This window comes from Endozoicomonas sp. 4G, assembly GCF_023822025.1.
In the GTDB taxonomy this organism is placed as follows: Bacteria; Pseudomonadota; Gammaproteobacteria; order Pseudomonadales; family Endozoicomonadaceae; genus Endozoicomonas_A.
Window position 1 is genome coordinate 2,943,503 of sequence record NZ_CP082909.1, and the last position, 21,232, is coordinate 2,964,734.

Sequence of the window (21,232 nt, forward strand, 5' to 3'; positions counted from 1 at the left end):
AAGAGTTAGAGTCATTATTGAAACAGACTGATTTTCCTTTCGTGTTCACCATTTATCACTCAAACCAGCTAGACCTGCTCAAAGACCTGCTGATTGACCGAATACAACGGGACCCACTGCCCAACCCACTGGCCGATGAGCAAATTCTTGTTCAGAGCCCCGGCATGGCTCAGTGGCTTCGGCAGGAACTGGCACAATCCATGGGCATTGCGGCGTCGCTCAGCTTTCCGCTGCCAGCCAGTTTCCTCTGGGAGATGTTCGTCAAGGTGCTGCCGGATGTCCCAAAACGTTCAGCGTTTAACAAAGAAGCCATGACCTGGAAGCTGATGTCATTGCTGCCGGACATGCTCAATGAAGAGGCGTTCAAACCCCTCAGACACTACCTGGCTGATGACAGCGACACCGTGCGCTGTTACCAGCTGGCAGGCAAAGTCGCCGACCTTTTTGACCAATACCTGGTCTACCGCCCGGAATGGGTTGCTGACTGGGAACAGGGAAAAGATGCCACAGCCAGAGATCAGCTCTGGCAGCCTGTGCTCTGGCGAGCTTTGGTCGCCAAAACATCCGAAGCCGGACAACCTCACTGGCACCGGGCCAATATGCACCACAGTTTTCTCAGTGCCTTGGAGAATGGCGTTTATAAAGAACGCCTGCCCCGCAGACTGTTTGTTTTCGGGATTTCTGCACTCCCCCCACATTTTGTCGAAACCCTGAAAGCCCTGGGTCAGCAAACCGATGTCCATCTCATGGTCTGCAACCCCTGCCAATACTATTGGGGAGACGAGAAAGACCCCAAATACCTGGCCAGACTGGCAGCCCGGCTGTTTAGCAAACAGGCTGACCATTCGTTGGCAAAGACCGATAAAGGCACTCCGGAACAGAATGACCTGTTCGAGTCGCTGGTTGATGAGCAAAGCAACGCCCTGTTAGCCTCCATGGGCAAGCTGGGCAGAGATTACATGCATCAGCTTCATGATCTGGACGCCTCAGAGATCGTTGCCTTTGTCGAAGGTCAGGAAGACTCCCTGCTGCACCGGATTCAAAAAGATATTCTGGACCTGACCGACCGAAGTCTGGAGAATCCTGTCACTATTGCTCCAGACGACCAATCCCTGGCTTTCCATAACTGCCACAGTGCACTGAGAGAAGTGGAAGTGCTCCATGACCAGCTGCTCAGGCTGTTTGAACGGAACCCTGATCTCACCCCCAGGGATGTTGTCGTCATGCTACCCGATGTCGATCAGTACAGCCCCTGGATTCAGGCTGTTTTCGGTGGCCTGCCGGATCATCAAAAGGATCCACGGTATATTCCCTTTGCTATTTCAGATCGCAGTGCCCGCCAGGAATTTCCATTGCTGAAAGGCTTGCTGGAACTGCTGGATCTGGACAATCAACGCTGTGGTGCCCAGGAAATGCTGGAGCTGCTGGAAATCCCAGCGATTCAGAGACGCTTCCAGATTGATGAAAAGGGCTTTGAACTCCTGCGTCGATGGATCCATGAGTCAGGCATTCGCTGGGGATTGAGCCCTGAACACCAGAGTGGTTTTGGCGTCCCCCCAAGAGAAAGTAACTCCTGGCTCTTTGGCCTCAAGCGTATGCTGCTGGGTTATGCCCTGCCTGAAGACACCGGACTTTTCTCAGGCATACTGCCACTGGACTCTGCACAGGGGATGAATGCCGTTCTGAGCGGCCAGCTGGCGGTTTTTGTTGAAGAAGCCTCTGAACTGATTCGGCAACTCAACGAATCTCGCACCATTGAAAGCTGGACACTCTTTATTAACCAGATACTGGAAAAGTTCTTTGAGCCCGATGAAGAGGATGAGTACGCACTGAAACTGGTCAGAAGTTCACTGGAACATCTGACAGAGCAGATTCGGGATGCAGGCTATAGCGACCCGTTATCCCGCCCCGTGTTACTGGATTACCTGACAGAGCGACTCACCAGCGAACGGAGCAGCCAGAAATTCCTTTCAGGCCGTGTCAATTTCTGCACCCTGATGCCCATGCGATCCATCCCTTTCAAAGTGGTGTGTCTGCTGGGCATGAATGACGGTGCCTATCCAAGAAGCATTCCCCCTGCCGGTTTTGACTTGATGACAGAGAGCCCCCGACGGGGTGATCGCTCTCGTCGTGAAGACGACCGTTACCTGTTTCTGGAAGCTTTGCTGTCGGCCAGGGAGACTTTTTACATCAGCTACACCGGTCGCAATATCAAGGACAACAGTGAACGTATACCTTCGGTGCTGGTGACGGAACTGCAAGAATATTGCAGCCAGTTTTTCCCCGGCCAGTTTTTCCCCGATAATAAGGCGTTTCAGAAGCTGATCACAGAACACCGACTGCAACCATTCAGTCAGGAAAACTTCATCCCGGACAGTGGCCTGTTCAGTTATGCCAGAGAATGGCTACCCGCTGCCAGTATCCGGACTGAATCATCAGCCCCTTTTCTGGCGTCATCACTCAGTGCCCGGGAACTGCCGGAAGAACTTGAAGTTCCGGAGTTATTAAGGTTCTTCCGTAATCCCAGCCAATATTTCTGCAACCGCCGATTAAAGGTCTTTTTCGAACAACAAGAAACCCTGTTGGCCGACACTGAACCGTTTGCCCTGGATCCGCTGGACACCTACGGGCTCAAAGTTTCCATGCTGGATACCCTGTTGGTAGAGAACAGACCGGACAGCCTCCGGGAAAAATTAAACGCCACCGGCACACTACCCCATGGCGCCTTTGGTGAGCTGCTTCTGGAAGATCAGCAGAATGCCGTCACACCTCTGGTAGAAAAGCTAAGAGATGCCGGACTTGTCCCCCTGGATGATGTTGAGGTCAATCTGTCAGTAGCCGGTATCAAGGTCACTGGCTGGCTGAAACAGCATTATTCATTTGCAGGCCAGAACTCCGGACTGCTGCGCTACCGGGCGGCCAACCTTAAAGCCAAGGACAAACTCTTTGCCTGGATTGAACATCTTCTGCATTCTGCCTCTCTGGAAAGTCATTCAGAAACCGGTGGTCATACCCGACTGATGGGACTGGATGGCGAGATCGTATTTACTGCCATCCCTGCACAACAGGCCAGGGCTTACCTTGACGATCTGGTGTCTCTCTACCGGCAAGGGCAAACCCGACCAATTCCTTTTTTCCCAAAGACTTCACAGGCGTGGCTGGAAAAAGTGGACGACGATGAAAAAGCACGCAAAGCGGCTGAAACGGCCTTTTATGGCGGCTTTAAAGTTCACGGGGAAGTGGAGGACGCTTACATTCACCGGAGTTTTCCTGAACTGGAACCTGTCTTTGACGAATTTACCGACCTGAGTCGTCTTATTCTTGAGCCCATGACCAAAATAATGGAAGTGGTTTCAGAAGGAGGCCAAAAATGACGGCTACTACCAGTACCACCACAACTAGTACCACAACAACAAACAAGCAGCCTGTGGCCAATAAGCCCCTGCAACTGAATGCAGAAACCTTCCCCTTGCACGGAAACCGCCTGATCGAAGCCAGCGCCGGCACCGGCAAAACCTACACCATTGCCAACCTTTTTCTCAGGTTGGTTCTTGGCCATGGACCTGAGCACAATCAGGCAATATCGGCCCACTGCCAACCCCTGACCGTTGATCAGATTCTGGTGGTGACCTTTACCGCAGCCGCCACTGAGGAACTGAGAGATCGCATTCGTGCCCGACTTCACCAGGCCAGGGAAGCCTTTGAAAAAGGCCTGAAGGATGATGCATTTATTGCAACGCTGATGAACGACCTTGATCGTCATACCGAAAGAGCACGACTGCTGCTGGCTGCAGAACGTCAGATGGATGAAGCCGCGGTATTCACCATACACGGCTTCTGTCAGAGAATGCTGAAACAGCACGCCTTTGAAAGCGGCACGTTGTTTACCAATGAGTTGATTACCGACGAATCCCGATTGCTGGAACAGTCAGCCGCCGACTTCTGGCGCACCGAACTTTATCCGCTGGACAAGCCTCTGGCACGACTGGCCCGATCAGTCTGGAAAACCCCCGATGATCTGCTCAACGCCCTTCGCGGGCTACTGGGTAAGCCGGGTCTGCAAGTCAAAACCGGCACAATGCCTGGCACCCTTGAAGGTTTTAACCGACAGTATGTTGAACCTGCCCTGGCCATCAGAAATCTTTGGCGTGACGATCGCGGCGACATAGAAGACCAACTGCTCTCCTGTGGCCTTAAAAAAAACAGCAAACCGTTCAAGCGAATAGCCGAGATGGCGGCGTTTGCCAACAGTGACGCCCTCTTCCCGAAGCTTGGCAAGCACGAGAGCTGGGAAATCTATGGCAGGGAGATTCTGGAAAAAGCCCTTTCCAAACAGGGCAAACTGCCCACACACAGGGTTTTTGCCCTTATTGAAGACTTGCTGAATCAACCCGTCAGCATTCAGGATGCTTTCAAAAGCATGATGCTCTCCAGGGCACTGTCCAGCATTGCCCAGAGAAGCCTCTCAATCAAAAACCAGAAGCATCAGATGTCGTTTAACGATCTTCTGACTCGTCTCCATCAGGCACTTCATCGGGATCATGGCGAACAGTTGGCCAACACACTGCGAGCCCAGTTCCCAGTGGCTATGATCGATGAGTTTCAGGATACTGACCCACTGCAATACGCCATTTTCAGTCGGATCTACCCAGATCACTCAAGCCCCAACCGTGATGCCGGACTGTTTATGATCGGCGACCCAAAACAGGCTATCTATGCCTTCAGGGGAGCCGACATTTTCACTTATATGCAAGCCAGACGACAGGTCTCGGCTCACTACTCCCTGGATACCAACTGGCGCTCCAGCAGCAATATGGTGCACAGTGTCAACCGGATATTTGAGCAGTGTCTCCAAACAACTGCTGACCAAAGTCGTCCCCCTTTTATTTACCAGGACATTCCCTTTTTATCCGTCAAGCCTTCACCAAAAGCTGACCATCATCGTCTATTGGAAGCAAACGCCGAGATTCCGGCTTTAACGATCTGGTGGCAGGATAATGAAAGTGCCGCGGTGGGCAAAACCGACTATGAGCAGACCATGACCCTGACGACAGCCAGTGAAGTCAACCGATTGCTGAGTCAGGCTCAGGCCGCTATTCATTCAGATGAACACCAGCAGCCTTTAAAAGCCGGAGATATTGCCATCCTGGTGAGAACTGGCCGACAGGGTCTGATGATCAGGGAAGCTCTGGCAAAACAGGGGATTCCCAGCGTTTATCTGAGCAGCAGTGATTCCGTATTTGCCGCCAATGAGGCGGTGGATGTGCTAAGAATTCTCACCGCCTGTCTCAATCCGGGCCATGATAGAACCTTGAGATCCGCCCTGGCCACGCCACTGTTGAATCTGACGGCTAAGGCTCTGGACGCACTGAACGAGGATGAGCTGGCCTGGGAACAGGCCGTCGAAGAGTTTTCAGGCTATCACCAGATCTGGATGAAACAGGGTGTTCTGCCCATGCTCAGAGTACTGGTGCAAAAGCGTAAACTGGCAGAACAGTTGTTAGCAAAAGACCATGGCGAACGACGTCTGACAGACCTGCTGCATGTGGGTGAACTGCTGGCTGCAGCCAGTCTTGAGCTGGAAAGCCCCCACGCTCTGCAGCGATGGCTGTCTGAACACATTCGCACACCGGATACTCATGCCGATGAACAGCAACTGCATCTTGAAAGCGAACGCAACCGGGTGCAGATTGTCACCATCCATAAATCCAAGGGACTGGAATACCCCGTCGTATTTTTGCCCTATATCTGTAGTTTCAGGGAAGCAGAAGAACCGGTTTATCATGACAGCGAACACACGACTTTAGACCTGTCGGGTGATGATCAGGCCCTGGTTAAAGCCGATGAAGAAAGACTGGCTGAGGACATTCGACTGCTTTATGTTGCGCTGACTCGTTCTGTCCATCGTTGCTACGTGGGTATGGCTCCTGTGAAAAGTGGCTCCGGACGAAAAGGTGACCTGACCGACTTGCACAGAACCGCCATTGGCTGGTTGTTAAATGGCCCTGACCCGCTGGATTATGGGACGTTGGAGCAACAACTGAAACACCTGGCCGGAAGCCTCCCGGCCATTGATTTCCAGCCCGTTGAAGACCTTCAGCTGCCTTTGTATCAGAGCGAAGCTGAAGAAGACCGTCGTCTGGTCGCGGCCGAGTTCCGGGGTGAAGTCCAGAAAGACTGGTGGGTGACCAGCTACTCGGCATTGTCCAGAACCTCACACTCTCATCATAAAGAGCCGGGGCACCCGACGGTTCAGGAACCTGATGCTTCACTGGAAACCGCTGGTCTGGACATCGAAGTGGTGAGTGAAGCGGAAGAAGCGGTTACCAGTGAACTGCAACCCGAGGCGGAAAAACTGGATATTTTTACTTTTCCCAAAGGTGCTCGCCCCGGAACCTTTCTGCACGCTCTGTTCGAAAACCTCGAAGACCTGACCGCAAATACGTTGAACTCATTACCCTGCAATTTATCCGACTATGTACTGAAACAATTACAAACAGAAGGCTTTGATGAGAAGTGGTGCCCTACCCTCGAAAAGATGCTGGATCACTGTCTGAAAGCACCATTGAACGACACTGGATTAACTTTGGGAGATCTTCCTAAACACTCCAAAAAAGTGGAGATGGAGTTTTATCTGCCGGTAAGCAGACTCAGAGCCGGGGAATTAAACGCTATCCTGCAATCGGAAGACACATTGTCGGCCCAGGCTGGTTTACTGGATTTTGTCACCGTGAAAGGCATGTTAAAAGGTTTTATCGATCTGACCTTTGAACATCAGGGCCGCTGGTATGTCCTGGACTACAAGTCGAACTGGCTGGGCGACCAGCTCAGCGACTACACTCGGGAAAACATGCGGAACGTTATGATTGAGCACCGGTACGACCTTCAGTATCAGCTCTACTCACTAGCACTGCACAGACTGCTGAGCAGCCGACTGCCAGATTATGACTTTGAACAGCATTTTGGTGGTGTGTATTACCTGTTTCTCAGGGGCGTCCGAAAAGATGAACCGCAGCGTCCGGGCATTTTCTATTGTCGCCCGAATAAAACCCTGATTGAAAAGCTGGATCGTCTTTTTTATGGAGACTCACCCTTGAGTGAAGAAGACTCCACCCTGACTGGAGCCTCCTGATGATTAATGCCATCAAACATCTTTATCAACAAGGCAAGATTCGCCCGCTGGATTACCAGTTTGCACGCTTTATTCACGAAATCGACAGTAACCCCTGGTTGACTCTGGCCGCCGCAATCACCAGTTACGAACTGGGCAAAGGTAATCTCTGCGTAGAGCTGGAGCAGCTTGGGGAAGGTCAGTTGTTTGACCTCAGTCGGGAAGAAAGCAACCGATTGCGAGGTGTTGCTACTTTTCCAGAGGAAAAGCCATGCCTTGTTGATGCTGATTTTATTTTTTCTCGCATAGTGCGAACTCATGGACTGGGTGACGGCTCAAAAGCAAGTCCCCTGGTTCTGGACAAACGTCTCTACCTGTATCGATACTGGCAACATGAGTGCCTGGTGGCCCAACACCTGCTCAAAGCAGGACGACAGGCAGAAGACCTCCAGGAAACCCGAACTATTCTGGATCGACTGTTTCAGAGAAACTATTCAATGCTTTTTAAGAGTCGCCCTGACACCGACGATTCGAAAGTCCTTGAGGACTATCTGATTAAATGGCTGGATGTAGAATTTCCTGAAGACATTGACTGGCAGGCCTGCACCCAGACACTCGAGTCTGCTACTAAACCTGAAGACCTGAACATTCTGGATGACCTGATCCCACAAAAACATTGCCTGAACTGGCAGAAAGTGGCAGCGGCCACGGCGGCAACTCAACCTATGGTCATCATCAGCGGTGGACCCGGTACGGGTAAAACGACCACGGTCACACGACTGCTGGCCATGCTGGTTGAAAAAGGCCTGAAGAGTGGCAGGGTTCCCGACATCCGACTGGTGGCTCCCACCGGTAAAGCCTCTGCCCGACTCACTGAATCAATGGGTGGCGCTTTGCCCGCCCTTCATTGCAGTGAAGAGGTTCGCAACCTGATTCCCAGTCAGGCGGGCACGATTCATCGGCTTTTAGGCGTTATCCCCAACCGGCCTGAATTCCGCCACAATGCCAGCAACCCTTTGCATCTCGATATTCTGGTGGTGGATGAAGCGTCCATGGTTGATCTGCCACTGATGCGTCACCTGCTGGATGCACTGCCAGATCACGCCCAGATCATTCTGTTAGGCGACAAAGATCAGCTAGCTTCAGTAGACGCTGGCAGTGTGCTGGGTGATATCTGTTCTGCTGCCGAAGGGGGTTGCTCATCGCAGCAGGCTGCCACACTGGCAAAATTAACGGGCTTTAATCTGAAACCATGGTCAACTCGACAGGGTCAGTTTATCAATGACCGTTTCTGCCAGCTTCAGAAAAGTTACCGGTTTGATGCCCGATCAGGAATAGGCACACTGGCCAAAACCGTCAACAAAGGCGACGCCAGACAGACAACCAGAGTCTTTCAACAAAATTTTGATGATATTGCCCTGCACCCTGTCGACGATAAAAGCCATCAGCAACTGCTGTCACTCTGTGCACAAGGCTACACCCCCTATCTTCAGGCTATTCATAATCAGCAGGATGCAAAAACAGTTCTGAAAGCCTTTAATCATTTTCGCCTGCTCTGTGCGCTGCGGGAAGGACGCTGGGGAGTAGAAGGACTGAATGACGGCATTCGCTCAACTCTGGCAAGAAAAAGCCTGATCCCGTCAGAAGGTTTATGGTACCCAGGCCGCCCGGTTCTGATTACCCGCAACGCCCACGACCTTGGCCTGTACAACGGTGATATTGGTATTGCTCTTCCTGATAGTAATGGTCGCCTGAAAGTCGTCTTTGAATTACCCGACGGCAGCCTTAAGCATCTTCTACCCAGTCGTTTGCCGGAGCACCAGACGGTGTTTGCCATGACTATACACAAAAGCCAGGGCTCAGAATTCCCCCATACTGTGATGGCGCTACCCGAGCAGATGACACCGGTACTCACCCGGGAACTGGTTTACACCGGCATCACCCGGGCTAAAAACAAACTGGATCTGTTTGCACTGCCGCAGATTCTGGCCAAAGCCATTCAGCAGAAAACCCTGCGTTCATCTGGATTGAAAGATCGACTCATATGAGCAAAAAAATCTACGTTATTTACACCGGCGGCACCATCGGCATGAAGCCCACCGATTCGGGCTATGCCCCTTCCGGTAATATGCAGGCACTTTTGGATGAAAAGTTGCCTTCCCATGCCCGCAAGGGTCTTCCTGACTTTGATCTGGTTGAATATGAGGATCTGATTGATTCCAGTAATATCCGCCCACAAAACTGGCAGCAGATGGCAACGGATATTGCGGATCACTATGAAGACTACGATGGTTTTGTCGTTCTGCACGGTACTGATACCATGGCGTTTTCCAGCTCCATGCTGTCATTTATGCTTCGCAATCTCGATAAACCGGTGATCTTCACAGGCTCCCAGATTCCATTGTGTGAACCCCGCAGTGATGGTCTGGAAAACTTTGTCGGCGCCCTGAGTCTTGCCACTGATGAGCGTATTAATGAAGTATGCCTGTACTTTAATGGTCGTTTAATGCGCGGTAACCGGGCTCGCAAACAAAATGCCTATCTATTCGATGCCTTTGATTCACCCAACTTTCCATGGCTGGGACGCGCTGATATCAATATCGAACTTAATGAAGCACTGTTACTAAAGCCTGAAAACAAGCCAGAGTTTCATCTTGAATGCGCTGAAGATACCCAGGTCGGCATTGTGCAACTGTTTCCCGGTATCACCGCCCAGTGGCTGGAAGCGGCTCTGAATCAACCGCAAAAAGCTTTTATTATGAGAACTTATGGCACAGGGAACGGCCCCGATGGCGACCCTGCTCTGCTGGACACTCTGAAAAAGGCGACAGATGCGGGCAAGATCATTGTTAACCTGACTCAATGTCACAGAGGTGCGGTTCATCAAGACAGCTATGCCGCCGGTTCAGCACTGGCCGAAGCGGGGGTGATTGGTGGTCTGGATACGACGACTGAAGCTATGTTCTGTAAGCTTCATCATTTGCTGTCAAAGGGCTATTCAACCTGGAAGATCAGAGAGCTGGTTGGACATAATATTGCTGGTGAGCTGACGATCTGAGAATCAGATGAGGACTTTCAAGTCCTCATTCGGTCAATGTTAAACAGCTGGCAGCTGCCAGTCGATAGGCTGCAAACCTTTGGAAACCAGGTAATCATTGGTCTGGGAAAAAGGTCGGCTACCAAAAAAACCTCGATGTGCTGACAGTGGCGAAGGGTGCACTGCCTGTAGTACAAGATGTTTAGAGCGGTCAATGAACTGTCCCTTGCGCTGGGCATAACTGCCCCAGAGAATAAACACCAGACCTTCCCTTTTGCTGTTCAGCTCAGCAATCACTTTGTCAGTAAACTGTTCCCAGCCTCGTTTCTGATGAGATGCGGCCTGCTTGTGCTCAACCGTTAAAACACTGTTGAGTAGCAAAACACCCTGCTCAGCCCAGTGCTCCAGACAACCGTGTTGGGCGGGGGGGATCCCGAGATCGTTTTGCAGCTCTTTATACATATTTACCAGTGACGGGGGAATCCGCACGTCGGGACGCACTGAGAAACAAAGTCCATGGGCCTGACCCGGACCGTGGTAGGGGTCTTGCCCCAGGATCACCACCTTGACCTGTTCAAAAGGCGTCAGATCCATAGCCCGAAAATATTCACTGCCTTTTGGGTAAATCGTTTTACCAGCAGCTTTTTCACTCATCAGGAAGCTACGCAGAACCTGCATATACTCCTTGTCGAACTCATCCCGCAAATGAGTCTTCCAGGAAGGCTCCAGCCTGATCTCCTGCATAGGATTTCCCCAGTTCAGCAGAGGTTAAACATAATCGGGCATTATACACATACGGGTTGAACCGGGTTTACAAAAATAGTTTTTACAAAAAAACAGCGTCGTACACCCGATGGAAGAAAGGTGTACGATATCTTTGACTTTACAGAACGCTGGTTTTAGTTCAGTGATCATGGCCTGAACATCAAAACAATCTGGCGACGCAGCCTCGCTTTGATCGGTGCAATATCCAGCAAGCCTTCCTGCACAAGCCCCTCGTACTCAACCTGCGTAATGAAAGAAGCAAACAGTTGAGCATCGGTTTCCGGTTGTGAGGAGCCTACGCGCTTAAAAAGTGACACCAGACTGTTCAAAAGATAGGTCTGATGTTTGAAGGCGATGGGACGCAGATTGTCATTTCTCAGGCACTCCAGCTGAAAAGCCCGCTCTGCGATCAGGTAATCCCGATGCTCGGTCAGCTGGTTGGTGACGTAGTTCACCGCCAACTCCAGCATTTGATCGATAAACTGATCCCGGGAATCGTCGGAGTCATCCAGCAGGGAAAGCGCCTTCTGTAACTGGTCGTCTGACTCTTGCCAGAATGCCTTGAAGGTTTCTTCCCCCATTTCTACAAACAGGGTAAACGTGTCTGTAATAAGGTCAGAAATATCTTTGAAGTAATACGTGGTCGCAGAGAGAGGCACCTGCGCTTCCTTGGCGACCGCTCGGTGTCTGACACCACGGACGCCATCTCTCACTACGATTCGCAGCGCTGCTTCCAAAATGGTTCGACGGCGTTGCTCACTGTTGGCCCGGCTGGTTTTACGTCCCTGATATTTCAGAGCTCCATTTCCGAGAGCTGCTCCTTCATTCTGGGCCATCTGCGATAGGGCGCAGTTTCTTTCTTCACTGTACGTTGCTTCCATGAGGAAATGCCTTGCAGTTGCCTGTTAGTCTTATGACGTTTCATTGTTCAAGCCTGGTCAATGGCCGCTGAAGACTGGACTGAAGGCCCGGCAGACAGAAGCACTGACCACCGGATTCCAACCAGGATTACTGCTGAGGTCGCATATGCGGGAACAACAGTACGTCACGGATAGAAGGTGCATCAGTAAACAGCATGACCAGACGGTCTATACCGATACCCTCGCCCGCTGTTGGCGGCAAACCATACTCCAGAGCGTTGATGTAATCTGCATCGAAGTGCATGGCTTCATCGTCACCAGCGTCTTTTTCTGCGACCTGCTGACGAAAACGCTCAGCCTGATCTTCAGAATCGTTCAACTCAGAGAAACCATTGGCCACTTCACGCCCACCCACGAAAAACTCAAAGCGGTCAGAAATGAATGGATTGTCATCATTACGACGCGCCAGAGGGGAAACCTCTGTCGGGTATTCGGTAATGAATGTCGGATCCATCAGACGCTGCTCAACGGTTTCCTCAAATATCTCGATCTGAATCTTGCCCAGACCCCAGGTACCCTTGACCTCGATACCCAGTTTTTCCGCAACCTGAGTGGCTGAATCAATCGTATCAATATCAGCCGCCTCAAGATCCGGATTGAAGTGCAGTATAGAATCGAAAACCGACATGCGCACAAATGGCTTGCCGAAATCGATCTTGTTGCCCTGATAAGTCACTGTCGTGCCACCGCTCACGTCTCTGGCCAGACGCTTAACAAGCGCTTCCGTGTGATCCATCATATCGTTGTAATCTGCGTAAGCCTGGTAGAACTCAATCATTGTGAATTCAGGGTTGTGACGAGTAGACAGCCCTTCGTTACGGAAGTTCCGATTAATTTCGAATACCCGTTCAAAACCACCCACCACCAGACGCTTGAGGTAGAGTTCCGGAGCAATACGCAGGTACATATCAATGTCCAGCGCATTATGGTGAGTTACGAACGGACGTGCCGTGGCCCCTCCTGGAATGACCTGTAGCATCGGGGTCTCCACTTCCATATAGTCCTGCTCATGGAAATAGTCACGAATCACCTGAACAATGCGAGAACGGATACGGAATGCTTCACGTGACTCTTCACGGGTCATCAGGTCCACATAACGTTGGCGATAACGCATTTCTGTATCGCTCAGACCCTTGTGCTTCTCGGGCAGCGGACGCAGGGATTTGGTCAGCAGTTCAACCCGCTCCATATCCACATAGAGATCACCCTTACCGGAACGCTGAAGGGTACCTTCAGCACCAATAATGTCGCCCAGGTCCCAGCTCTTGGCTTCTTTCAGGACTTCTTTTGCCAGCACCTTGCGGTTCACGTAAACCTGGATACGACCGGACATATCCTGTATTTCCATGAATGCGCCACGGTTCAACATGATACGGCCAGCAACCTTGACCTTCTTGCCAATTTCCAGCAGTTCTTCCTTGCTGGCATCGGCAAACGCTTTCTGAAGATCCGCAGCCAGCGCATCACGACGGAATTTATTTGGAAAAGCGACTCGCTCCGAACGGATAGCATTCAGTTTTTCACGGCGAAGAGCGACCAGCCGGTTCTCTTCCTGGGCATCTAAAATCTGTTCTTCAGACATATTTTCTCCGGTTCACCCGCTTCAGGGCTGGGAGTGAACAGCTGCCTGTCACTCCTCTGTGTAAACTATTCTCTGCTAACGGCTGACTTTACAGGCCTTTCTTGAGGCTGGCCTCAATAAACTTGTCGAGATCCCCGTCAAGTACCGCCTGGGTATTGCGAGTTTCTACGCTGGTTCTCAGGTCCTTGATCCGGGAATCATCCAGCACGTAAGAACGAATCTGACTGCCCCAGCCAATATCAGACTTGGACTCTTCCAGAGCCTGCGCGTCGGCGCTACGCTTCTGCATCTCCAGCTCATACAGTTTCGCTTTCAGCTGCTGCATGGCCTTATCCTTGTTCTGGTGCTGGGAACGCTGGTTCTGACACTGCACCACAATACCGGAAGGCTCGTGAGTAATACGAACCGCAGAGTCGGTGGTGTTTACGTGCTGACCACCGGCACCACTGGAGCGATAAGTATCGATTCGAAGGTCAGCCGGATTAATCTCGATCTCGACGTTATCGTCTATCTCCGGAGAGACAAAAACTGATGAGAAAGAAGTATGACGGCGATTGCCGGAATCAAATGGAGACTTACGTACCAGACGATGTACGCCTGTTTCTGTTCTCAACCAACCAAAAGCGTATTCACCGGTAAACTGAACCGTAGCCGACTTAATACCCGCCACTTCTCCTGCCGACACTTCAATGATTTCGGTTTTGAAGCCTCGCTGCTCACCCCATCGCAGGTACATCCGCAACAGCATATTGGCCCAGTCCTGGGCCTCGGTGCCACCGGAACCTGACTGAATATCCAGGTAAGCATTGTTAGGATCCATCTCTCCGGAAAACATACGACGGAATTCCAGTTCTTCCAGCTTTTCACTCAGTTGGTCCAGCTCTTCGACAACACCCTCTACGCCATCTTCGTCCTGCTCTTCCACTGACATTTCCAGCAGTTCACTGGCATCTTCCAGACCGGATGTCAGCTGTTCAATGGTAGAAACAATGCCTTCCAGAAGGGAACGTTCTTTACCCAGGGCCTGGGCACGTTCGGGTTCATTCCAGACGTCCGGGTCCTCAAGCTCCCGCTCTACTTCCTGCAGACGCTCACTTTTGTGAGCGTAGTCAAAGATACCCCCTAAGCACGTCATTACGCGCCGTCAGATCTTTAATACGCTCCTTGATAGGATTTACTTCAAGCATGGCTTATCGCTCAGTCTCGTTTGATGAAAAGTTTCGATGAAAATCAGGAAATATCACTTCAGCTGCTTATACTCCTGAATCAGGAATATTTGCTTCAGGCAGTAAGAGAAAGGAATGATTTCCACAATAAAAAACAGCCGGTCATTCTACCTGATCGACCCAAGCGTTGGAATGACAGAAAAATGAAAGCCAATTTTTTTTAGGGCCTGATAAAAATTCCGGGAACATTTTCAACAATAGGCGGTCGAACCCACCACAACAGTAACAAACAACCATGGATGCAACACAAATGATTAAACAGAAACTGACAGCTCTGGCGCTAACCCTTCCCCTGACTGCTCTGTCTCTCGCCGGTTTTGCCAATGAAGAAGAGCCAAAGCCGGATGAGACTGATAAAAGCGAATGGGTCATCAACCTTCAGAGCCTGGTTGCTCAAATCGAAGATTCCACTGAAGAAGAATTCCAGTTCTTCCAGCTTTTCACTCAGTTGGTCCTGCTCTTCGACAACACCCTCTACGCCATCTTCGTCCTGCTCTTCCACTGACATTTCCAGCAGTTCACTGGCATCTTCCAGACCGGATGTCAGCTGTTCAATGGTAGAAACAATGCCTTCCAGAAGGGAACGTTCTTTACCCAGGGCCTGGGCACGTTCGGGTTCATTCCAGACGTCCGGGTCCTCAAGCTCCCGCTCTACTTCCTGCAGACGCTCACTTTTGTGAGCGTAGTCAAAGATACCCCCTAAGCACGTCATTACGCGCCGTCAGATCTTTAATACGCTCCTTGATAGGATTTACTTCAAGCATGGCTTATCGCTCAGTCTCGTTTGATGAAAAGTTTCGATGAAAATCAGGAAATATCACTTCAGCTGCTTATACTCCTGAATCAGGAATATTTGCTTCAGGCAGTAAGAGAAAGGAATGATTTCCACAATAAAAAACAGCCGGTCATTCTACCTGATCGACCCAAGCGTTGGAATGACAGAAAAATGAAAGCCAATTTTTTTTAGGGCCTGATAAAAATTCCGGGAACATTTTCAACAATAGGCGGTCGAACCCACCACAACAGTAACAAACAACCATGGATGCAACACAAATGATTAAACAGAAACTGACAGCTCTGGCGCTAACCCTTCCCCTGACTGCTCTGTCTCTCGCCGGTTTTGCCAATGAAGAAGAGCCAAAGCCGGATGAGACTGATAAAAGCGAATGGGTCATCAACCTTCAGAGCCTGGTTGCTCAAATCGAAGATTCCACTGAAGAAGATGATGACGAGCCTTTTACCGACGAAACTTACTTCCACTTAACTTAAACCGTTCACGTCTGCTGTAGCCTGACAGTACGCAGACACCAGCGACACGGAAGGTCACACGAGAGGATCTCTGACGTTACCCATTCATAAGACTTAAAGAGAATTGGGAAGGCACTCCACTGCCTGAACTCGGGATCCAGGTATCTAATTAAAACAATCAATTATCTATAAAGCCCCTACGCCTTCTGCCATTTAGTTCTTCTAAGTGATTGTTTGGTGGCAGCAGGGGTGGACGTAGAGGCTTTATAAATAGGAAGAACATTTCGCATGACTAACGAATTAACGACTAACGAAACCGACGATACCGCAGTAGCAGCTGCCGCAGGATCTGACCCGGTTTTAAGATACTGCCAACGCTGTGAGAAGCCGACTGAACGATATGCCTGCAATACCCGATGCAAGCTGTGCCACAAAAAGCTATCAAGAGTAAAGAACTATCAGCGTATCAACAATGATGGCACACCATTGTTAGACTGCCTGGACACCGCCGAATTTGAAGGCTACGTCTTTAGAATAATCAACAAGAAGACCGGTCAGTTTTTTGTAGGGTCAGGACTGAATAGATTACCAGGGCAAATCCATATAGTTATCCTGCAAGCCAAGCAAAAGCAGAAGACCACCAGCGCAAGTTACGCAATGGTCCGCCAAACACTTAAGCATGGCGATGAGTCAGACCTGACGATCGAACAAATCGAGACAGAGCCTTTCACTCTCGAAAACAGAGACGAGGTGGCGATTAAGCTGGAGGTTCTGAAAGAGGACTACCTGCTTCATGTGTGCATGGGAGATCCCTTATGCCTGAACAACAAGACAGCTTCGGCCATCTTGGGAGACCCTGCAGACAAGGTTATGCCCGACGCTGATCCTGCCGCCCCTCTGCCTGAACAGCACGTCCCCCCATCGCTATCTGAGGACATGACAGAACCCTATTCACCGCCTGAGGCAAGGAAGAAGCAGAAGAGCCTAACGCTCTATGGCTCTTCTGAAAGGCGGTAGAGAATCCAGAATCATACGACCGTATCTGGCTGTGATCACTCTTCGGTCCAACAAGGTGATCTGGCCGATATCCTGTTCGGTTCTCAATAAACGACCACAGGCCTGTACCAGCTTGATGGCTGCATCCGGAACCGTTATTTCCATAAATGGATTTCGGCCCTGTGCCTCAAGCCATTCTGACAGTGCCGATTCCACAGGATCATCAGGCACCGCAAAAGGAATTTTGGCGATGATAACATGCTCACAATACTCACCTGGCAGGTCGATCCCCTCCGCCAGACTGGCAAGACCAAAGAGTATGCTGTCTTTACCTTCATCAATATTCTTGCGATGCAGTTTCAGCAGTTCTGCCCGCGAATAATCATCCTGTAAAAGAATCTTCCTGCGCCATGCATCATCCAGACCAAAATGCACATCTTTCATCTGCTTACGTGATGAAAAAAGTACCAGAGTACCTTTTTGTGTGGACATCAGGTCAGGCAACCTTTCAACGATTTCTTCCGTATGTTCCTCACTCCGACGAGGATCTGACAACATATCCGGCACCACCAGCTGAGCTGCATGGCTGTGCTGAAAAGGACTGGGAACCACCACACACCGTGACTCGGACGGAATCCCGGAGCGCATACGAAAACGATTGAAATTCCCCAGGGCGGTGAGCGTGGCAGAAGTGACAATGGATGCGTAACCCGGATTCCAGAGCGTCTGCCAGAGCGTTGCCGAAGAAAGAATGGGACTGCTGAAAACCTCCAGTTCCTCACCAAAAGGCCCTTCGCTCCATTTCAGCCAGCGGGCACTGGGTGGCTCACCTTCAGGGTCTTTCATGGTGTAGGTCAACCAGAGTTGAAACTGGTTCTCCAGACGCATTTGCATCGCGCCAATTTCCGGAAACAGTTGCTCTGCCTGCCAACGGTCAATGCCGGGAACCTCTCCATCCATCGCCTCATTCAGTTCTTTGGCGACCTTTTCAATCATCCCACTGCATCGACTGAAGCTGACTTTAAGCACTTCAGCCTGCTGACGGACGGCTTCGGGCACCTTTCCCTGTGGAAAGCGATAAACTGCAACCGTCGTATCGCCCTGAACTCGAGGCTCAAAGGTTGCGATCTCCTGTAACAGCGTCCGGGTATGACCGAGGGCATTGACCAGTTCGTCAAACTCAGGCATGAGTTTTTCAAGCCTTTCACCCAACTCGCCAGGCAGGGCATTCTGGGACAGGGTTTTCTTCAGGTACTGACTGGCCTTCTCCAGCCAGCTGGCCGTTCCTTTTAACCGGGAATGACAGGCGAAGTGATCAATGGCCTTGTCTGGCAGATGATGACCTTCATCAAAGACGTAAACCGTATCTTTAGGGTCAGGCAAAATAGCGCCACCACCCAAAGCCAGGTCAGCCAGTACCAGGTCATGATTGGTAACGACTACGTCGGCCTGCTCAAGATCTGCCCGGGCTTTGAAGAAAGGACACTGATTAAAATAACCGCACCGTCGGCCACTGCATTGGGCATGATCTGTGGTGATCATTCGCCATTGTTGATCTTCCAAAGCATCGGGCCAGCTGTCCCGATCACCTTCCCACTTGGAAGCGGAAAAGTCTTCTAACATATTCTGGTAGAGCTTCAGGGAGGACTCGTCCTGCTTCAGAGTAAAACCGTCCCCGGCAAACATATCCATTAATGAGGCGGTTGACTGCTCTTCCTGCAACAATCGGTCAAGTTTGCTCAAACAAACGTATCGTCCACGTCCTTTGGCCAGGGTAAAAGAGAACTTAAGTCCGGTTTTCAGGATAATATCGGGCAGGTCCTTGCCAATAATCTGCTCCTGAAGCGTCACCGTCGCTGTTGAGATCACCAGCCTTTTGTCAGCAGCCTGGGCCATGACGACAGAAGGCAGAACGTAACCTACCGTTTTACCAGTACCGGTCCCGGCTTCGACCACAATAACAGAGGGATCAGACGTTCTACGCCCTTCAGCATCAGTCTCAACCTCTCCCAGGGAACGGGCAACTTCTGCAATCATCTGTTTCTGGCCGGGCCGCGCCTTCAGCTTTTTGCTGGCCAGAAATGTGCTGTACGCTTTCTGGATCTTCTTTTTCTGTGAATCTTCAAGCACTGTGCTGATCACCCACAGGCACGAAGAGATTCCACAATGCTGAAAGCCAGAATAAAACCACCACTGCTTTGCCAAAGCCCATGTATCTGATCCTCTAAGTAAAATGACATTCTATCTAAAAGCCATCACTCCTGCTCGTAGAATGCTGCAATTATTCTCTGGCCTGAAGGCTGGTTTAGCTTTCGAATTGGCGCCCATCAGGAAACCTTCCTATATTGATTCAGGATTTTAGATGCTGTTGACCCACTTCGCAGGGCAACGGCTCAGACAATCAGGGAAGTGACACCAAAACAACCCCTCAAATACTAAGGTATAAACAACGTGGTTTTACTCAGAAAATCTTCCGACCCAGTCTGTCGGGACAGAGTCGTTCTGGTGTTGGCCCTTTTACTCTGCTCGCTGGCTGTACATGCTCAAAATGACATAGTGTCATGTCCCCACTGCGGCTTTCCTTACTATAAAAAAGAATATGCATCCTGCCCATCCTGCAAACTGCTTGATCCTGGTCGACCAAAGCAGCAAGCTGCACCTTCGACAAGTCAAACATGCAGCTCTACTGACGATCAGGAAGACTTTACATTCCACCCGGCGATCCCCCTTCAACATGACACAGCACCTTCCCAAGCCGTAACAACAGTAAATCCTGATGCACAGATGGATGAATCGCTGAGAAACCTGGAGTTTGCCGTCAATGTTTTTAGCCGTGCAGCCCCCAATATTCCAGAAAATTTTGTCCTATCCCCTGATAGTTTTTTTCAGACACTGGCATTGTCAGTATTAAATGCGGGTGCTGACGGTGCCACCGAGCAATGGCGTCGCATTGGACAGGACACACACGCTTTTGCGCAAAGCTTACTGGCAGCCGGTCAGCTTGAGCCTCAGGCAATTTACAAAGAGAGACTTAAGCAAATACACGACGATCTTCGTGATAACGTCAACTTGATGAAACTCACACCCATGCATAGCCTGGCCCGGGAGCTCAACGGACTCTTTTGCCAATTAACCCATGGTATGGTGCAACGTTTTTGCAATCCCATCGCTTATCCCTTGTCAAGATGCGTAGAACTCATAGCTTCTATTTACTTCACAGATCTTCTGGAAAGATCTCGCGGGACCGAACATGAAGCTTTATTTACCTTGCCCGATGGCCAGGCAGCCCTTGTAAACAGAATTATGGATGGAAAAATTAATCCTTCACAATACACTCATCACAATGATTGGGAAGCATTTGCCTTTCCCTACCTCAAAAATGATGAAGTCATTCTGATTTTCCCCCCGGCAGGAGTATTGCTTCATACATTAAGGCTAGAAACAATAAGGACATTATTATCATCATTAAACGCCAGAGAATCCTTTCCATCCAGCTCAACCGTGACTTCTGAACTTCCACTCCCTGACATTGATACAAACATTGACTTGAGCGAAGCTTTAAGTGGGTCAGCTTCAGGATTAGCTGCGGTTGTTACCAGCGGACTGAGTTCAGGCACTATGTCAGCTGTACCTGCTCTTATGAGTGCGCTTAGCAAACAAGCTGCCCCGAGCGCAGCTTCAACAGGCGCTGGCTCTAAGAGAACACATGAGGGAGATACAATACCATCAATGCGATTTGATCGACCCTCTATTTATATGTTGCGTAATAACATAACAGAAAGAATCTTCTATATCGGACAGATACTTACCCCCCTGAGATAGCCGTTCGGAATTGAGTACCGCCCAGTGCACCATTTCGATAAAATTGAAACCGTACTAGTCGAGACAACGATCTTGAAAAACACCTTGAGCACTCATCAAAAAACTGTCCTATATTGACCTCGGACTTCACGTTCGGTTGACCATCCCCACAGGTCAACGATTCAGTAGGCAAGGAAGCTATTCCAAGAACAATCCTTAAATCAAGACAATAAGGTACAGATGTGATTTTACCTGGTAAATCTTCCGATTCAGTCTGCCGGTACAAGAGCGCCCTGATGTTAGTCTCTCTGTTCTGTTTCCTGCTGCAACCCTCACAACTTCTGGCTGTGATTTGTGACCGATGCGGCCTGGATTACGATGATGGCACCTTTTTATCCTGCCCATCACCGTCGTGTAAAACAGAGGCTGAGGATAATCCCCATCAAAGTGAAACAGCACCTTCTCCAGCGATTCCCGCACTTAATACGACAATGTAAGTATTTTATTCAAATTCGTGCTCAGGAGTTAGCGGCCAGCAAAAACCCT

Annotated in this window: 13 protein-coding genes and 1 pseudogene; 8 read left to right on the top strand and 6 right to left on the bottom strand. The window is 50.3% G+C overall.

Annotation, left to right across the window (positions count from 1 at the left end):
• Positions 1-17: 17 nt before the first annotated feature.
• Genes recC through ansA form a run of 4 tightly spaced genes read left to right on the top strand, consistent with a single transcriptional unit; the run spans position 18 to position 10,169 of the window.
• Positions 18-3,374, top strand: a complete 3,357-nt coding sequence (recC, locus tag K7B67_RS11455) for an exodeoxyribonuclease V subunit gamma (RefSeq protein WP_252180465.1) — start codon at positions 18-20, stop codon at positions 3,372-3,374.
• Positions 3,371-7,132, top strand: coding sequence for an exodeoxyribonuclease V subunit beta (recB, locus tag K7B67_RS11460; protein ID WP_252180466.1), 3,762 nt, complete (start codon positions 3,371-3,373; stop codon positions 7,130-7,132). Before recC ends, recB begins: the two co-directional genes overlap by 4 nt.
• A complete protein-coding gene (gene recD / locus K7B67_RS11465; protein WP_252180467.1) occupies positions 7,132-9,159 on the top strand; it encodes an exodeoxyribonuclease V subunit alpha in 2,028 nt (675 codons plus the stop codon). The genes recB and recD overlap by 1 nt, the downstream gene beginning before the upstream one ends.
• The gene (ansA, locus tag K7B67_RS11470; RefSeq protein WP_252180468.1) at positions 9,156-10,169 is read left to right on the top strand and encodes an asparaginase; all 1,014 of its coding nucleotides are present in this window, start codon (positions 9,156-9,158) and stop codon (positions 10,167-10,169) included. The genes recD and ansA overlap by 4 nt, the downstream gene beginning before the upstream one ends.
• Before the next feature lie 39 nt (positions 10,170-10,208).
• Here ansA and ung read toward each other — a convergent pair whose 3' ends face one another.
• The 5 genes and pseudogenes from ung to K7B67_RS11495 form a co-directional block, all read right to left on the bottom strand.
• Positions 10,209-10,892 carry a uracil-DNA glycosylase gene (gene ung, locus K7B67_RS11475; RefSeq protein ID WP_252180469.1) on the bottom strand — a complete coding sequence of 228 codons (684 nt, stop codon included), beginning with the start codon at positions 10,890-10,892 and terminating at the stop codon, positions 10,209-10,211.
• Between the two features lie 167 nt (positions 10,893-11,059).
• Complete coding sequence (locus tag K7B67_RS11480; protein ID WP_252180470.1) at positions 11,060-11,794, bottom strand: TetR family transcriptional regulator; 735 nt, start codon at positions 11,792-11,794, stop codon at positions 11,060-11,062.
• Positions 11,795-11,921: 127 nt separating this feature from the next.
• Entirely contained in the window at positions 11,922-13,415 is a 1,494-nt protein-coding gene (gene lysS / locus K7B67_RS11485) for a lysine--tRNA ligase (RefSeq protein ID WP_252180471.1), read from the bottom strand.
• 88 nt (positions 13,416-13,503) lie between these two features.
• Positions 13,504-14,602 (bottom strand): peptide chain release factor 2 gene (gene prfB, locus K7B67_RS11490; RefSeq protein ID WP_252180472.1). Its coding sequence is split into 2 segments (ribosomal slippage): positions 13,504-14,526 and positions 14,528-14,602, totalling 1,098 coding nucleotides; the frame shifts between segments, so codons are not numbered across the junction.
• A gap of 427 nt (positions 14,603-15,029) precedes the next feature.
• Positions 15,030-15,405, bottom strand: a pseudogene (locus tag K7B67_RS11495) (PCRF domain-containing protein); the annotation flags it as partial.
• Positions 15,406-15,694: 289 nt separating this feature from the next.
• Here K7B67_RS11495 and K7B67_RS11500 point away from each other — a divergent pair.
• Both K7B67_RS11500 and K7B67_RS11505 read left to right on the top strand, forming a co-directional pair.
• The gene (locus K7B67_RS11500; protein ID WP_252180473.1) at positions 15,695-15,910 is read left to right on the top strand and encodes a hypothetical protein; all 216 of its coding nucleotides are present in this window, start codon (positions 15,695-15,697) and stop codon (positions 15,908-15,910) included.
• 267 nt (positions 15,911-16,177) lie between these two features.
• Positions 16,178-16,906 (top strand): hypothetical protein, encoded by a 729-nt coding sequence (locus tag K7B67_RS11505; protein WP_252180474.1) that lies wholly within the window; start codon positions 16,178-16,180, stop codon positions 16,904-16,906.
• Here the strand turns inward: K7B67_RS11505 and dinG are convergent.
• The gene (gene dinG / locus K7B67_RS11510) at positions 16,874-19,015 is read right to left on the bottom strand and encodes an ATP-dependent DNA helicase DinG (protein WP_252180475.1); all 2,142 of its coding nucleotides are present in this window, start codon (positions 19,013-19,015) and stop codon (positions 16,874-16,876) included. The genes K7B67_RS11505 and dinG overlap by 33 nt on opposite strands.
• A 321-nt stretch (positions 19,016-19,336) precedes the next feature.
• On the opposite strand from dinG, the gene K7B67_RS11515 reads away from it, so the two are divergent.
• Together K7B67_RS11515 and K7B67_RS11520 are read left to right on the top strand one after the other, a co-directional pair.
• Positions 19,337-20,707 (top strand): serpin family protein, encoded by a 1,371-nt coding sequence (locus K7B67_RS11515; RefSeq protein WP_252180476.1) that lies wholly within the window; start codon positions 19,337-19,339, stop codon positions 20,705-20,707.
• A 275-nt stretch (positions 20,708-20,982) separates the two neighbouring features.
• On the top strand, positions 20,983-21,183 hold the full coding sequence (locus tag K7B67_RS11520; protein ID WP_252180477.1) for a hypothetical protein: 201 nt from the start codon (positions 20,983-20,985) through the stop codon (positions 21,181-21,183).
• Positions 21,184-21,232 lie beyond the last annotated feature (49 nt).

Coding starts and splice junctions, on each gene's coding strand:
- K7B67_RS11505 (WP_252180474.1), top strand. CDS start 16,178: ATGACTAACGAATTAACGACTAACGAAACCGACGATACCGCAGTAGCA.
- K7B67_RS11520 (WP_252180477.1), top strand. CDS start 20,983: ATGTTAGTCTCTCTGTTCTGTTTCCTGCTGCAACCCTCACAACTTCTG.
- recD (WP_252180467.1), top strand. CDS start 7,132: ATGATTAATGCCATCAAACATCTTTATCAACAAGGCAAGATTCGCCCG.
- K7B67_RS11500 (WP_252180473.1), top strand. CDS start 15,695: ATGATTAAACAGAAACTGACAGCTCTGGCGCTAACCCTTCCCCTGACT.
- ansA (WP_252180468.1), top strand. CDS start 9,156: ATGAGCAAAAAAATCTACGTTATTTACACCGGCGGCACCATCGGCATG.
- K7B67_RS11480 (WP_252180470.1), bottom strand. CDS start 11,794: ATGGAAGCAACGTACAGTGAAGAAAGAAACTGCGCCCTATCGCAGATG.
- recB (WP_252180466.1), top strand. CDS start 3,371: ATGACGGCTACTACCAGTACCACCACAACTAGTACCACAACAACAAAC.
- lysS (WP_252180471.1), bottom strand. CDS start 13,415: ATGTCTGAAGAACAGATTTTAGATGCCCAGGAAGAGAACCGGCTGGTC.
- ung (WP_252180469.1), bottom strand. CDS start 10,892: ATGCAGGAGATCAGGCTGGAGCCTTCCTGGAAGACTCATTTGCGGGAT.